The 13,719-nt window shown below is 38.0% G+C and carries 9 protein-coding genes and 1 pseudogene; 2 read left to right on the top strand and 8 right to left on the bottom strand.

From position 1 onward, the window contains the following. Positions 1-76 (top strand): annotated as a pseudogene (locus HNQ37_RS08655) (MBL fold metallo-hydrolase); the annotation flags it as partial. A gap of 151 nt (positions 77-227) precedes the next feature. Here HNQ37_RS08655 and HNQ37_RS01940 read toward each other — a convergent pair. Beyond that, positions 228-1,361: a cysteine desulfurase family protein gene (locus HNQ37_RS01940; protein WP_183538798.1), complete on the bottom strand. Its 1,134-nt coding sequence runs from the start codon at positions 1,359-1,361 to the stop codon at positions 228-230. Between the two features lie 869 nt (positions 1,362-2,230). Here HNQ37_RS01940 and mgtA point away from each other — a divergent pair. Next, positions 2,231-4,840 carry a magnesium-translocating P-type ATPase gene (gene mgtA / locus HNQ37_RS01935; protein WP_183538796.1) on the top strand — a complete coding sequence of 870 codons (2,610 nt, stop codon included), beginning with the start codon at positions 2,231-2,233 and terminating at the stop codon, positions 4,838-4,840. 211 nt (positions 4,841-5,051) lie between these two features. On the opposite strand, the gene pyrE is transcribed toward mgtA, so the two are convergent. Genes pyrE through HNQ37_RS01900 form a run of 7 tightly spaced genes read right to left on the bottom strand, consistent with a single transcriptional unit; the run spans position 5,052 to position 13,717 of the window. After that, complete coding sequence (gene pyrE, locus HNQ37_RS01930) at positions 5,052-5,681, bottom strand: orotate phosphoribosyltransferase (RefSeq protein ID WP_183538794.1); 630 nt, start codon at positions 5,679-5,681, stop codon at positions 5,052-5,054. Then, positions 5,681-6,403 (bottom strand): orotidine-5'-phosphate decarboxylase, encoded by a 723-nt coding sequence (pyrF, locus tag HNQ37_RS01925; RefSeq protein WP_183538792.1) that lies wholly within the window; start codon positions 6,401-6,403, stop codon positions 5,681-5,683. Before pyrF ends, pyrE begins: the two co-directional genes overlap by 1 nt. Continuing rightward, complete coding sequence (locus tag HNQ37_RS01920; protein ID WP_183538790.1) at positions 6,396-7,334, bottom strand: dihydroorotate dehydrogenase; 939 nt, start codon at positions 7,332-7,334, stop codon at positions 6,396-6,398. The genes pyrF and HNQ37_RS01920 overlap by 8 nt, the downstream gene beginning before the upstream one ends. Beyond that, complete coding sequence (locus tag HNQ37_RS01915; protein ID WP_183538788.1) at positions 7,335-8,120, bottom strand: dihydroorotate dehydrogenase electron transfer subunit; 786 nt, start codon at positions 8,118-8,120, stop codon at positions 7,335-7,337. A gap of 33 nt (positions 8,121-8,153) precedes the next feature. Then, positions 8,154-11,342, bottom strand: coding sequence for a carbamoyl-phosphate synthase large subunit (carB, locus tag HNQ37_RS01910; RefSeq protein ID WP_183538786.1), 3,189 nt, complete (start codon positions 11,340-11,342; stop codon positions 8,154-8,156). A gap of 2 nt (positions 11,343-11,344) precedes the next feature. Continuing rightward, positions 11,345-12,424: a carbamoyl phosphate synthase small subunit gene (locus HNQ37_RS01905; RefSeq protein ID WP_183538784.1), complete on the bottom strand. Its 1,080-nt coding sequence runs from the start codon at positions 12,422-12,424 to the stop codon at positions 11,345-11,347. Positions 12,425-12,430: 6 nt separating this feature from the next. Beyond that, entirely contained in the window at positions 12,431-13,717 is a 1,287-nt protein-coding gene (locus HNQ37_RS01900) for a dihydroorotase (protein WP_183538782.1), read from the bottom strand. Positions 13,718-13,719 lie beyond the last annotated feature (2 nt).

Here is a 13,719-nt window from a genome sequence, read left to right as displayed (position 1 = left end):
TGATTATAAAATATATCCAGGACATGGCCCAAAAAGTACAATTGGTGAAGAAAAAGTTTTTAATCCATTTTTCTAGAAAATCAGTGATTATAAAATATATCCAGGACATGGCCCAAAAAGTACAATTGGTGAAGAAAAAGTTTTTAATCCATTTTTCTAGAAAATCAGTGATTATAAAATGAATCCAAAATTAAATTTGGATTCATTTTATTTTGATCATATTTTTGCTATCCGAGTTTCAAAAGGACCTGGCGGAAAACAGTCAAGAACAGTTCCACCTCTGTCATTGTATTTGTATAATCAAGACTAATACGTACGGCACTTGTAGCTAATTTTGGATCAACCTTCATTGCCATCAGGGTTCCAGCTGCGGAATTTTTCCTTGAGGCGCAAGCACTAGTTGTAGAAATGTAAATTTCATGATCCTCAAATGCGTGAACTGTCACTTCTCCACGGATTCCTTTAATTCCCCATGTTAAAATGTTTGCCGCATAATTATCAACACCACTGAAAACCAGAACATTGTTATGCTCCTTAAGCTCATTGTAAATAACTTTTTTCATTTCTGCAACATGGGCATGTTTTTCTTCAAAGCCTTCAAGCGAAATTCTAAGTGCTTTGGCTGTTGCCACGATACCAGGAAGATTTTCTGTGGTTGAGCGTTTTCCTGACTCTTGGCCACCGCCATGAATTAATGGTGTCAAGCGTTTTCCTGACTTGATGTAGTTAAACCCTACACCTCGAGGGCCGTGAAATTTATGAGCTGAGAAACTAGCAAAGTCAACTCTAGGTAAGAGAAAGTCTTTTGTTGCAATTTTTCCAATCGCTTGAACAGCATCAACGTGAAAGCTAATTTTAGGAAAGTTTCCAAGTAAAGTTGCAATCTCTTTAAGTGGCTGGATTGCTCCAACTTCATTATTGACCGCCATCACAGATACCAAAATTGTATCTTCACAGATTAATTTTTCAAGTTCATCAACAAGTACAAAGCCATTTTTATCAACCGGTGCATAATCAACCTTGAATCCTTGGTCTCTCAACCACTCGGCTGAATTTTTGATAGCTGGATGCTCAACACTTGAAATTATCAAGTGCTTACCAAAAGCTTGTTTCTCAAAAGCTGTCCCTTTTATTATCCAATTATCACTTTCTGACCCACCGCTTGTAAAGAAAATCTCATCTGGTGAAACATTTAATAGGTCAGAAATCTGTCGACGGGAAGCATTCAAAAGGCGGCCAGCCACTGTTCCAAGATTATGCAGACTCGACGGATTACCAATAACCCGAGTTACCACATCATTATATGATTTTAGGACTTCAGTTGTCATTGCTGTCGTTGCAGCATTATCAAAGTAAATCAAATTAGTTTCCTCTATTTATAATTATAATATTTTGAAATTGTTATTTTATGGATTTCAACAAATATTTATTTTCAAATGAAAGAATTTTTTTATATTTTTGTATTTTTGTTTTAGAAATAACCTTATTTATACGGTTATTTAGTTATAAAAATACAATGACACATTTGAGAATATTTGTCTCTCACTATCTTACCAAATTTGATTTTCTTTTTGAGTTAAAATAACATCATTTCTTTTTCAAAAACAAGTGTCCAATTTAGTACAGTATACGTTGCTCTTGAAGTCTAATACTTTTCTCTACCATACGCTGATATATTTTTTTGTATAATCTAACTCTTCAGCCACTTATGTACTCTTCAGCACCATTTTACAAAAAACATGACTTCTTTTATTTCTTACCAATTCAGTTGCGCTAACATATACAATCGGCAATGGTAAAGAAATCGATGTTTAAACTTAATAAAATTTTTTATATATACTTAATAATCTAACTTAAATTTAATTATGCTAAAAAATTACGAATCTAAGATGATTATTTTTCCCCAATTCGAAGCTTAAAAACTACGTTTAATAGGATAGGCAAGAACGCATTGTATTATAACAGAACCTCAGAGAATTGATAATCTTTTTCCATGTTATGCTGAATTTTAAAATTCTATACACATTTTGAATATGTCTAGATTTTTATTAATTCGAAATTATTAACTGCAATTCATGATAATTAGTTTATTTACAAAAATGATTTTTCATCGTTTTTTATATTCGTTGATGATGTTGAAGTCTATTATCCTTATATTCCTATTTATAAACTTATTAGGTATAATGAATAAGGTAAAAGTATCGCAATAAAGGAAAAAGGAGGAGCAAGCATGCAAAAAAAAATTAAGAATAAAAAAAACAATAATCTAACTATGCTCGCACAATTCAACCGTGAAGAATTATTTACAAAATTAGAAACAACTTTCGCAGGGTTACCGAGTAATATAGCAAAAGAAAGATTAGAAGAATACGGGCCTAATATAATTGCCGCTCAGAAACTCACTCCTGCCTACATTATACTATGGCATGCTTTTCGGAATCCCTTTTCTTTAGTATTAGCTTTCTTAGCAATTGTTTCTTTACTAACAGGGCAGATTGAGCCTGCAATATATATGTGTGTAATGATTGTTCTCTCTGCTAGTGTTTCTTTTGTTCAAGAATACAAGAGTGAAAAAGCATCCAATGCTTTACGTGAAATGATTGAGAACACTACAAATGTAAAACGAGATGGAGAGTACAGAGAAGTCCCTATGGATGAAATCGTTCCTGGTGACATCATTCGACTTCAGACGGGAGATATGATTCCAGCAGACAGTGTCTTATTAGAATCTAAAGACCTATTTGTAAACCAATCAAGTCTAACTGGTGAATCTTACCCGGTTGAAAAAAGGATCCCAGAAAGTTTTGAAGGAGACGAACAGATTGATTTGAGCAATATTTCCTCAATCGATGCTCCTAATGTCCTTTTTATGGGAACAGATGTTCTTTCAGGAAATGGCGAAATATTAATTGTAAAAACTGGAAGCCAAACCATGTTTGGAGATATTGCAGCAAAATCTTCTAATAGCGCCCGAGTACAATCTGCATTTGATAAAGGTTTAAATCGTATTTCACGCCTATTAATGATCATGGTCATTATTCTTTTTCCAATCGTCTTTATTATCAATTGGACAACAAAAGATTCAGCATTAGACGCATTTTTCTTTGCAATTGCTGTTGCTGTTGGCCTCACACCTGAAATGCTCCCCATGGTAGTTAATACTAATCTTGCAAAAGGTGCAGTTGCTCTTTCCAAAAAGAAGGTTATTGTTAAACAGCTTTCAGCAATCCAAAACCTAGGTTCGATGAATATTCTCTGCACTGATAAGACAGGGACAATCACCGAAGACCGGGTCGTGATGATGTCATACGTTGGCCCTTTGGGAGAAAAGAAACGTCACGTTTTACATGCAGCCTTTATTAATTCATATTTCCAAACTGGTTGGAAAAATCTTATGGATGTTGCTATAATTCAATACTTCAATAAGCATCCACGTGAGTTTGACTATTCACGTATGGAGAAAGTTGATGAACTTCCATTTGATTTTTCACGCCGCAGGTTGTCAGTTGTTGTCCGTGAAGACGACAGAATCCTAATGGTTACAAAAGGTGCAGTGGAGGAAATGGAATCCATTTGTACACATATGAGGGTAAATGGAGTTGATGTCCCAATTACTCCTGAAAAAAGAGAGGCATTCCGCCAAGTAAATAGTGAAATGAATCTTGATGGAATGCGTGTTTTAACCGTTGCTCAGCGTATATTGACAGAAGATGAACTTGAAAATTTTGATCAATCGAGCGAAAAAAACATGACAATGATAGGTTTCCTCGGTTTTCTTGATCCCGCTAAAGAAAGTGCAAAGGCTGCTATCTCAAGTTTGCATGATCATGGAATCACGGTTAAAGTCCTCACTGGAGATAATGCCATTGTTGCGAAAAAAGTTTGTGCTGATGTAGGCATTCCTATTGAAAAGTATTATCTTGGAACAGATGTTGACCAAATGGATGACCAAACCCTTTTTGAAGCAGCAATGGAAGCTCACCTATTTGCAAAACTTTCCCCACTTCAGAAATCGCGCATTATAGAGACTCTTCGAAAAGTTCATACGGTCGGTTTTATGGGAGATGGCATCAACGATGCACCTGCTCTTAGAGCTGCAGACGTCGGGATTTCTGTTGATACTGCAGCAGATATTACAAAAGATGCAAGTACAATTATTTTATTAGAGAAATCGTTGCAAGTATTAGAAACAGGGGTAATTGAGGGAAGAAAAGTATTCTCGAATATGATGAAATATATTCGAATTACTCTTTCATCTAACTTCGGAAATGTCTTTTCAGTTCTGGTAGCATCTGCTTTTCTCCCATTTTTGCCAATGCTCTCTACACAACTTTTGACACTTAACTTAATATATGATATTTCACAACTCACAACACCATGGGATAATGTAGACAGTGAAGAAATTATTCACCCAGTACAATGGGGAACCAGAGGCTTAGCTAAATTCGCTTTGATTCTTGGCCCAATATCTTCAATTTTTGATATTACAACTTTTGCAATTCTTTGGTTTATTTTGGGGTATCATAGCATGCATCAATCTCCCCTTTTTCAAGCTGGATGGTTTATTGAATCACTTGCTACACAGGCTATGGCGTTCCATATATTACGCACTAGAAAACTTCCTTTTATTAAAAGTCGTGCAGCGCTTCCAATTTTCCTTTCTACAATTGGAGCATTTGTCGTTGGCGGAATCATGATCAGCACACCTTTGGGTAACATAATTAGCCTAAATCATGTTGAATCACGCTTCCTGTTCTGGTGGGTTAGCATAATCATTGCTTATATTCTTGTTTTACAATTTGGAAAATGGATATACTATAAGAATAATCCTGAGTTTTAATAAGAGATCAATATAAACATAAAGAGATCGACTGTCAATAAGTCGATCTCTTTATGTTTATATTCCAACTATACAGCTAACTTGGTCATAATCAAAGTTAACTATCATTTTCAATTTAAAACTTGCTAGGCATGACTAGCCTTCTTATTAATTCCAATATGAAATTAAGTAACCCAAAAAAGCCAGTAAAATCTCTTATCAAACTCTTTAATCATTGCCAATTTTTTTGGTCTTTTTTAAATCTTTCTAAAAGTTTAAATTCATCTTTAGAGATATAGTCGCTTTCCAACGCTTGCTCAATCAAACTACTAAAGTTTGATAAAGTCATCAATTTTAGATTTGCTTTTTCAAAATTTTCAATAGCGCTAGAAAGTTCATAGCTAAAAATCGCAGCAATCCCTAAAACTGTAACTCCTTCTTTTTCTGCAGCAGCAGCGGCTTCAAGGACTGAGCCACCGGTTGAAATAAGATCTTCAATCAAAACAATTTTTTGGCCTTCTTCAATTCTGCCTTCAACTTGATTGCCTTTACCATGATCTTTTGGCTTTGAACGAACATATATCATCGGTAAATCAAGAATCTCAGCGACCCAAGCAGCATGAGGTATTCCAGCTGTAGCAGTACCCGCAATCACTTCAACCTCTGGGAAATTATCCTTAATGATTTGAGCGAGACCTTGTGCAATCTGGCGACGAATTTGCGGATATGACAAGGTTATACGATTGTCAGTATAAATGGGTGATTGGATTCCACTCGCCCAAGTAAATGGCTCATTGGGCGATAAAAACACAGCCCTGATATCTAATAAATTTTTACCAATAGTTTTAGCTAAATCTGTCATTAATTTTCACTCCATTCTTGTTTAATTTCATGATAGATTCCAACTGGATTATCAGCTTTAGTAATTGGACGGCCCACTACGATATAGTCTGAGCCAATAGACCTGGCTTGACCTGGATTAGTCACACGTTTTTGATCTCCAACACCACTTCCAGTTGGACGGATACCAGGTGTTATACATAAAAAATCCTCATTTGTTGCCGCTTTGATCTTTTTGACTTCAAGTGCTGAACAAACCACCCCGTCAAGTCCCGACTTCATTGTAATACAAGCATAATGGAGAACAGATTCTATGAGGCTGCAATCAATTTTTTGATCCCTTTTCATAGTTTTTTCACTGGTTGAGGTAAGTTGAGTTACCGCAATTAGCTTAGCTACTTTCCCACCTTTTGGCGTCCCTTCAATTAGGCCAGATTTTGCCGCCCGCATCATTTCTTGTCCTCCAGCTGCATGAACGTTTACCATGTCAACACCAAGTTGAGCAAGTACCTTCATTGTTGATCTTATGGTATTTGGAATGTCATGCAACTTCAAATCGAGAAATACAGAATACCCTTTCTCCTTGAGATAATGGATAACTTCAGCTCCAGCTTGATAATAAAGTTCCATACCAACCTTCACGTAAATTTTTTCATCGGCAGGAAATTTATTTATAAATTCCTTAGCTAGGTCAAAACTGGCAAAATCTAACGCAATTATCGGACGGCTTTCAAAATTAAGCATGTTTAAATCCTTCCTTTACTTCATCGCGCAATGCTTCTAGACTTTCAATGCCATAAAAGTCTAGACAATCCGGCAGAGCGTTAATAATCTTTGGGCAAATCAATGGGTCAGTGAAATTTGCCGTTCCGACGGCTACAGCACTAGCTCCAGCTAGGTAAAATTCAATTACGTCCTCTGCTGTCATAATCCCACCCATACCAATGATTGGTAGGTCTGTCTCTTTTGCGACTTGTTGAATAAGCTTTAACGCTACTGGTTTTATGGCTGGACCTGACAATCCCCCCGTTACATTGGCTAAGATCGGTTGACGCGTTTTTAAACTATAGCGAACTCCCATGAGTGTGTTTATCATGGTCAGACCATCTGCTCCTGCATCCTCTACTGATTTTGCGATTTCGACAATGTCTGTCACATTGGGTGAGAGTTTAACATAAATTGGCACTGTAGCTACTGATTTACAAGCTTTAGTCAACTCATATGCCTGCTTCGGATCTGTTCCGAACATCTGTCCGCCATGTTTCACATTAGGACATGAAATATTTAATTCGATGGCTTTGACATTAGGCGCACCGCCGATTTTAGCACAAACTTCAACATAATCTTCTTGTGTACTGCCAGCGACATTCGCCACAATTGGAAGTTCTGGATAAGCCACTGCAAGGGCTGGAAATTTCTCAGTAAGTACTACTTCAAGCCCAGGGTTTTGGAGTCCAATAGCATTGAGCATTCCGCTTGAGGTCTCCGTCACACGAGGAGTGGGATTACCAAAACGAGCTTCTAAAGTGGTTGCTTTGGCCATGATAGACCCTAATTGATTTAGATCAAAATACTTGGCATATTCAGTCCCAAAGCCAAAGCAACCACTTGCAGGCATAATTGGATTCTTTAAGTTTAAGCCTGGTATTGAGATCTTTAAACGATTTTCGGCCATTTATATTACCAACTTTCCAGTTTCAAAGATTGGACCATCGTCACAAACTTTTACATAACTCATTCCTGTTTCATCATCTTTAACATGAACCACACACGCATAACACGCACCAACTGCACAAGCCATTCTGGCTTCCATGGAGATATAGGCTTTAGGGTGATCATCAAATTTTCTATCAACGGCTTTCAAAAGTCCATTAGAACCACAAGCATAGACTAAATCGGGTTGTCCAAATTCCTCAATAGCCTGATCAATCAAATGACCAACATGGCCATGCATTCCATAAGTGCCATCATCCGTGGCAATTCGAGTGACACCCAATTTTTTAAATTTTTCTTCATAAAAGATGACATTTTTTGTCGCGAAGCCAAGAAGCTGGATAACTTTCACTCCTTTAGATATTAGTTCTTTGGATAATTCATACATTGGAGGGGCACCGATGCCACCCCCAATTATAAAGGCGGTCTCTTCTGCCTTAACATTCCCAATATCAAAACCATTTCCTAAAGGTCCCATAACATCAATTTGATCACCATCTTTCATCTTAGAAAAAATATCTGTACCTTTTCCTTCTACTCGATAAATCAACTTACATGTTTCCGTCGTTTGATCAATCTCGGCCAACGAGATAGGACGACGCAAGAGAAGCTCAGCCGAAGGTACTCGAAGATGGAGAAATTGACCTGGGACCTCCATCTCCTTGACTAATTTTCCATAAAGTGTCATTTCAAAAATTTGTGGTGCAAGATTCTTTTGTTCAATGAGAGTCATTGTTTCTTCTAACATCCTAAAAATTCAGCCTTTCTTTATTTTGCCTGTTCATATTGCTTCTGTAATAAATGAACGGCTTTCCATTACACTCAAAATAGCTTTGACTGTATCAAGCGCAGTAAATAGTGGAAGACCATGTTCTACAGCTTCACGACGGATATGCAGACCATCAGTTTCAGCATGCCCCCGATTACGACCAATAGTGTTGACAATCGCCTGGACACGTCCTTTGCGAATTAGATCAATGACCGTATTTTCTTCGTTAAGACTTTCTGATAATTTTTCAACCTCAGTAACTAGAAGTCCATGTTTTTGGAAGTAAGCTGCTGTTCCCTTAGTCGCCACAAGTGAGTAACCAATTGAGCTAAAGCGTTGAGCAATTTCCAAAGCTTCAGCCTTATCTTCGTCTGATACAGTAAAGAGGGCTGACCCATATTCACTTAAATGAAGACCCGAAGCTTCAAAAGCTTTGTATAGAGCTTTATCAAGCGATGCATCAGACCCCATAACTTCACCAGTGGATTTCATTTCAGGACCAAGATAGGTGTCAACTAGAAGAAGCTTAGTAAAGGAGAAAACCGGAGCTTTTACATGAACTTGCTTAGATTCTTTATAAAGTCCATCTTTATAGCCAAGTGACTTGAGATTTTCACCAAGAATTAATTTAGTTGCCACTTGAGCCATTGGGATACCTGTCACTTTTGACAAGAAAGGCACAGTGCGACTAGCTCGTGGATTCACTTCGATAACATAAACTTTGTTTTCATGGATAACAAATTGGACATTCATCATACCAACACAGTTTAGTCCGATTGCTAAGCGTTTAGTATAGTCTACGATGGTCTTTTTGATTTCTAATGACATGTTTTGTGGAGGATAGACAGCCATTGAGTCACCCGAGTGGACACCTGCACGCTCAATATGCTCCATAATTCCTGGAATAAGAACTGTTTCACCATCAGATATAGCATCCACTTCACATTCTCTTCCCAAGAGATAACGGTCAACCAAGATTGGGTGATCAGGGCTAACTTTAACAGCTGTACGCATATAGTCTCGCAGATCAGACTCATTATCAACAATTTCCATAGCACGACCTCCGAGAACATATGAAGGACGTACCAAAACTGGAAAGCCTATTTCGTTAGCCACAGCCACAGCTCCATCCTCACTGATTGCTGTTGCACCTTGAGGCTGTGGAATATTAAGCTCCTTCAGAGCACTCTCAAAGAGATTACGATTTTCCGCCCGGTCAAGATCTCCAACTTGCGTTCCTAAAATTTTAACGCCTAGTTTTGACAAAGGTTCAGCCAAGTTAATTGCTGTTTGTCCACCAAATTGTATGATTACGCCTTTAGGTTGTTCAAAGTCAATCACATTCATAACATTTTCAAGTGTCAAGGGCTCAAAATAAAGCTTGTCAGAGACAGAGAAGTCTGTTGAAACGGTTTCTGGGTTAGAATTCATGATGATGGCTTCATAATCTGCTGATTGAATAGCTTTGACCGAGTGAACAGTCGCATAGTCGAATTCTATCCCTTGTCCGATACGGATTGGACCTGAACCAAGGACTAAAATTGACTCTTTATGACTTCGTATTGACTCATTTTCCCATTCATAAGTTGAATAAAAATACGGGGTAGTTGATTCAAACTCTGCTGCACAAGTATCAACCATCTTGAAGACGGGCTTTACTTCATTTTTAATCCGATAATTACGAAGTTCTTGAGCTGTCATTCCCCAAAGAGAAGCTAACTTTTTATCAGAGAAACCATTAGCTTTGGCTGTTTTTAAGAGTTCCAAATCTCTTATATTCTTCACCAAATCTTGCTCTATTTCATATATGTGAAGTAATTTATCAAGAAAAAAAACATCAATCTTTGTCAGGTAGGCAATTTCGTCAATATCCATACCGCGACGGATTGCTTCTGTTACATAGAAGAGACGGTCATCTTGAGGCTTAATCATTTTTTCAATTAAGACTTCTTCCGAAACTTCCTGAAGTTCTGGCAGCTCAGCATGAGTTAGTCCAATTTCAAGTGAATTAACTGCTTTTAAAAGGCTCTCTTCAATATTTCGACCGATGGCCATAACTTCACCAGTAGCCTTCATTTGTGTCCCAAGATTACGGTCACCATTTTCAAACTTATCAAATGGCCAACGCGGAATCTTTGTGACCACATAATCAAGAGCTGGCTCGAATTGAGCATAGGTTTTCCCCGTGACAGGATTTTTCATCTCATCCAAGGTCAAACCTACCGCAATCTTCGCAGCCAACTTGGCAATGGGATAACCTGTTGCTTTTGAAGCAAGTGCTGATGAGCGAGAGACACGTGGGTTAACCTCAATGACATAGTAGTTAAAACTTTTTGGATCAAGAGCAAATTGGACATTACAACCTCCTTCAATACCAAGTTCACGTATAATTCTAAAGCTTGCATCACGAAGCATTTGATATTCATAATCTGACAAGGTTTGGCTTGGAGCAAAGACGATCGAGTCACCTGTGTGAATACCGACAGGATCAAAGTTTTCCATATTGCAGACAACAATCGTATTGTCTGCTGAATCACGCATCACTTCATACTCAATTTCCTTGTAGCCAGCAATTGATTGCTCTATTAAACACTGTGTAACAGGTGAGAGTTTCAATCCATTTTTTACAATTTCCACAAGTTCTATTTGATTTTGGCAAATACCCCCGCCTGTACCTCCAAGGGTAAAGGCTGGTCGAACAATCAATGGGTAGCCAATTGTTTCGGCAATTGTCAATGCTTCTTCAGCGGTAGTGGCAATATCTGATTCACAGAGTGGTTCACCAATAGATTCACAGAGCCCTTTGAAAAGTTCACGATCTTCAGCTCGATCAATCGCTGAGAGCTTCGTTCCGAGTAATTCAATATCGAGTTCTTCAAGAATACCTATCTTATGCAAAGACATCGCCATGTTGAGTCCCGTTTGACCACCAAGTGTGGGAAGTAAGGCTTCTGGTCTTTCTTTACGCAAGATGCGGCTAACAAATTCAATCGTTATCGGTTCAATGTACACCTTATCAGCAATTTCACGATCAGTCATGATGGTTGCAGGGTTTGAGTTGACAAGAACTACTTCATACCCTTCCTCTTTAAGGGCAAGACAGGCTTGTGTACCCGCATAGTCGAATTCAGCAGCTTGACCAATAATGATGGGACCTGAGCCAATGACCATAATTTTCTTAATATCAGTTCTTTTGGGCATCCTTATTTTCCTTTCTTAAAATCGTCCATGAGTGTCATAAAATTATCAAATAATCCCACAGCATCATGTGGTCCTGGTGCTGAATCTGGATGGAATTGAACAGAAAATGCAGCAAACTTTGCATGGCGAACGCCTTCGACTGAACCATCATTGATCTCAACGTGTGTCACGATTAAACGTTCAGGATCACAAGTTGCTTGATTAACTGCAAAACCGTGATTTTGTGAGGTAAACTGGATTTTTCCACTTGAAAGATCACGCACCGCATGGTTAAAGCCACGGTGACCAAACTTCATCTTATAGGTATCTGCACCATTGGCGAGGCTGAAAAGTTGATGACCGAGACAGATTCCAAAGATTGGGACTTTCCCTTGAATATTACGAATCATTTCAATGGCCTCAGGGACATCTTTAGGATCGCCTGGGCCATTAGATAAAACTACACCATCTGGATGAAAATCTAGAATTGTTTTTGCTTCAATGTTATAGGGGAGTACAATCAAATCACAGTTACGATTTGAAAGTTCACGTAATATTGAATGTTTTAGTCCAAAATCCACCACAATAACTTTACGTCCTTTACCTGGTGAAGGATAAGCTTTCAAGGTAGAAACTTGTTCAACTTGATTAGTTGGTAAATCTAAAGTTTTTAACCCCTCTATTTCTTCATCAAGGTCATCAATTTCAGAAATCAAACTTGCTCTCATGGTACCTTCTTTACGTATCTTACGTGTAAGAGCACGTGTATCAATTCCTGAAATAGCAGGAATATTCTTCGACTTCAAGAAGTCATCGAGACTCATTTCATTACGCCAATTACTTGGCCGTCGAGCCACCTCCTTTACAATAACTGCCTTTGTCGTTGGCATCAGTGACTCGTTGTCATCTCGATTGATCCCATAATTTCCAATAAGTGGGTAAGTAAAGATCAAGAGTTGGCCATTATAGCTTTGATCAGTGATTGATTCCTGATAGCCTGTCATTCCAGTTGAAAAGACCAGTTCACCTGTAGCATCTGTTGTTGCTCCAAAGCTATTACCTTCAAAAATACTTCCATCTTCTAAAATCAAATATCTTTTCATACTGCTTTATTCCTTTTCATACCAAACAAGTTTTCCTTCTACAAAAGTCATTAATGTTTTTCCTTTAACCTTCCAACCAATGAAGGGACTGTTAGTGCCCTTAGACTCAAAGTCTCTTGCATCTATTTCATAATCATTGTCAATATCAAAAACTGCAAGGTCAGCTGGACTTCCAATTTGTAAATTACCCACCTTTAGATTGAACAAGCTAGCTGGATTCAAACTCATCCAGCGAACCACTTGTTCTAATGTGAAAATTCCTTTTTTCACAAACTCTGTATAAATGAGTGAAAAAGCTGTTTCGCTGCCAACTATTCCAAAAGATCCCTCAACGAAAGATCCTTCTTTTTCAGCTTTTGAGTGTGGGGCATGATCGGTGGAAATTAAATCAATCGTGCCATCTAGTAATCCTTCTACAAGTGCAGCCCGATCCGACTTGCTTGGAAGAGGTGGGTTCATCTTCCATATGGCGTTATCTTCTATAATATCCTCATCAGATAAAATTAGATGATGAGGACAGACTTCGGCCGTCACATGCACACCAGCTTTCTTTGCATCACGAATCAAGCGTAAACTTTCTTTTGTTGAAACATGGCAAACGTGATAATGCACACCAGTTGCTTGAGCTAAGACCAAGTCACGCGCTAATTGTGAGCTTTCAACAATTGAAGGCATTCCTGGAATTCCTAATTCATGGCTGCGTTTACCTAAACGCATAACACCACCATTCATTAGACTTTCTTCTTCAACATGTGCGACAATTGCTTTACCTAGTCTGGCTGCTTCTAGCATTGCTTGATACATTGTAGAAGCTGATTGAATAGCAGCCCCATCGTTAGAAAAGGCAAAAGCTCCTGCTTTTATTAAACCCTCAAAGTCGACTAAATCTCCCGTGCGCAATTCATCAGTTATAGTTGCATATTGCAGTACTTTTACTTTTGCATGTTCTTTGATTTTCTCGTAGATTGCTTTTACTCTATCAGGCTTACTTGGAACAGGATTTAGGTTTGGCATGGCGCAAATTGTCGTATAGCCTCCATGTGCAGCAGCTAGACTTCCTGTTTCAATTGTTTCTTTATATTCAAAGCCTGGTTCACGTAAATGAACATGTAAGTCAACTAAGCCAGGAATTACCAGTGCGTTTTTAGCATCATAAATCTTTTCAACTGACCCATAGATTTCTGAAAGATCAGATCCAATTGCTTTAATTTTCCCAGACTCTAAAAGAAAATCAACCTGAATAAGTTTGTTTTCTTTATCAATTATTCGAGCATTTTTTATAATAAATTTCATGC

The organism is Lactovum miscens (assembly GCF_014202895.1).
Lineage (GTDB): Bacteria > Bacillota > Bacilli > Lactobacillales > Streptococcaceae > Lactovum > Lactovum miscens.
Note: the sequence above shows the minus strand (reverse complement) of the source record. Positions and strands in the feature narration are given on the sequence as shown.

Excerpts from the sequence above, each read along its gene's own strand:
- mgtA (WP_183538796.1), top strand. The coding sequence starts at position 2,231 with ATGCAAAAAAAAATTAAGAATAAAAAAAACAATAATCTAACTATGCTC.
- carB (WP_183538786.1), bottom strand. The coding sequence starts at position 11,342 with ATGCCCAAAAGAACTGATATTAAGAAAATTATGGTCATTGGCTCAGGT.
- HNQ37_RS01900 (WP_183538782.1), bottom strand. The coding sequence starts at position 13,717 with ATGAAATTTATTATAAAAAATGCTCGAATAATTGATAAAGAAAACAAA.
- pyrF (WP_183538792.1), bottom strand. The coding sequence starts at position 6,403 with ATGCTTAATTTTGAAAGCCGTCCGATAATTGCGTTAGATTTTGCCAGT.
- pyrE (WP_183538794.1), bottom strand. The coding sequence starts at position 5,681 with ATGACAGATTTAGCTAAAACTATTGGTAAAAATTTATTAGATATCAGG.
- HNQ37_RS01915 (WP_183538788.1), bottom strand. The coding sequence starts at position 8,120 with ATGTTAGAAGAAACAATGACTCTCATTGAACAAAAGAATCTTGCACCA.
- HNQ37_RS01905 (WP_183538784.1), bottom strand. The coding sequence starts at position 12,424 with ATGAAAAGATATTTGATTTTAGAAGATGGAAGTATTTTTGAAGGTAAT.
- HNQ37_RS01920 (WP_183538790.1), bottom strand. The coding sequence starts at position 7,334 with ATGGCCGAAAATCGTTTAAAGATCTCAATACCAGGCTTAAACTTAAAG.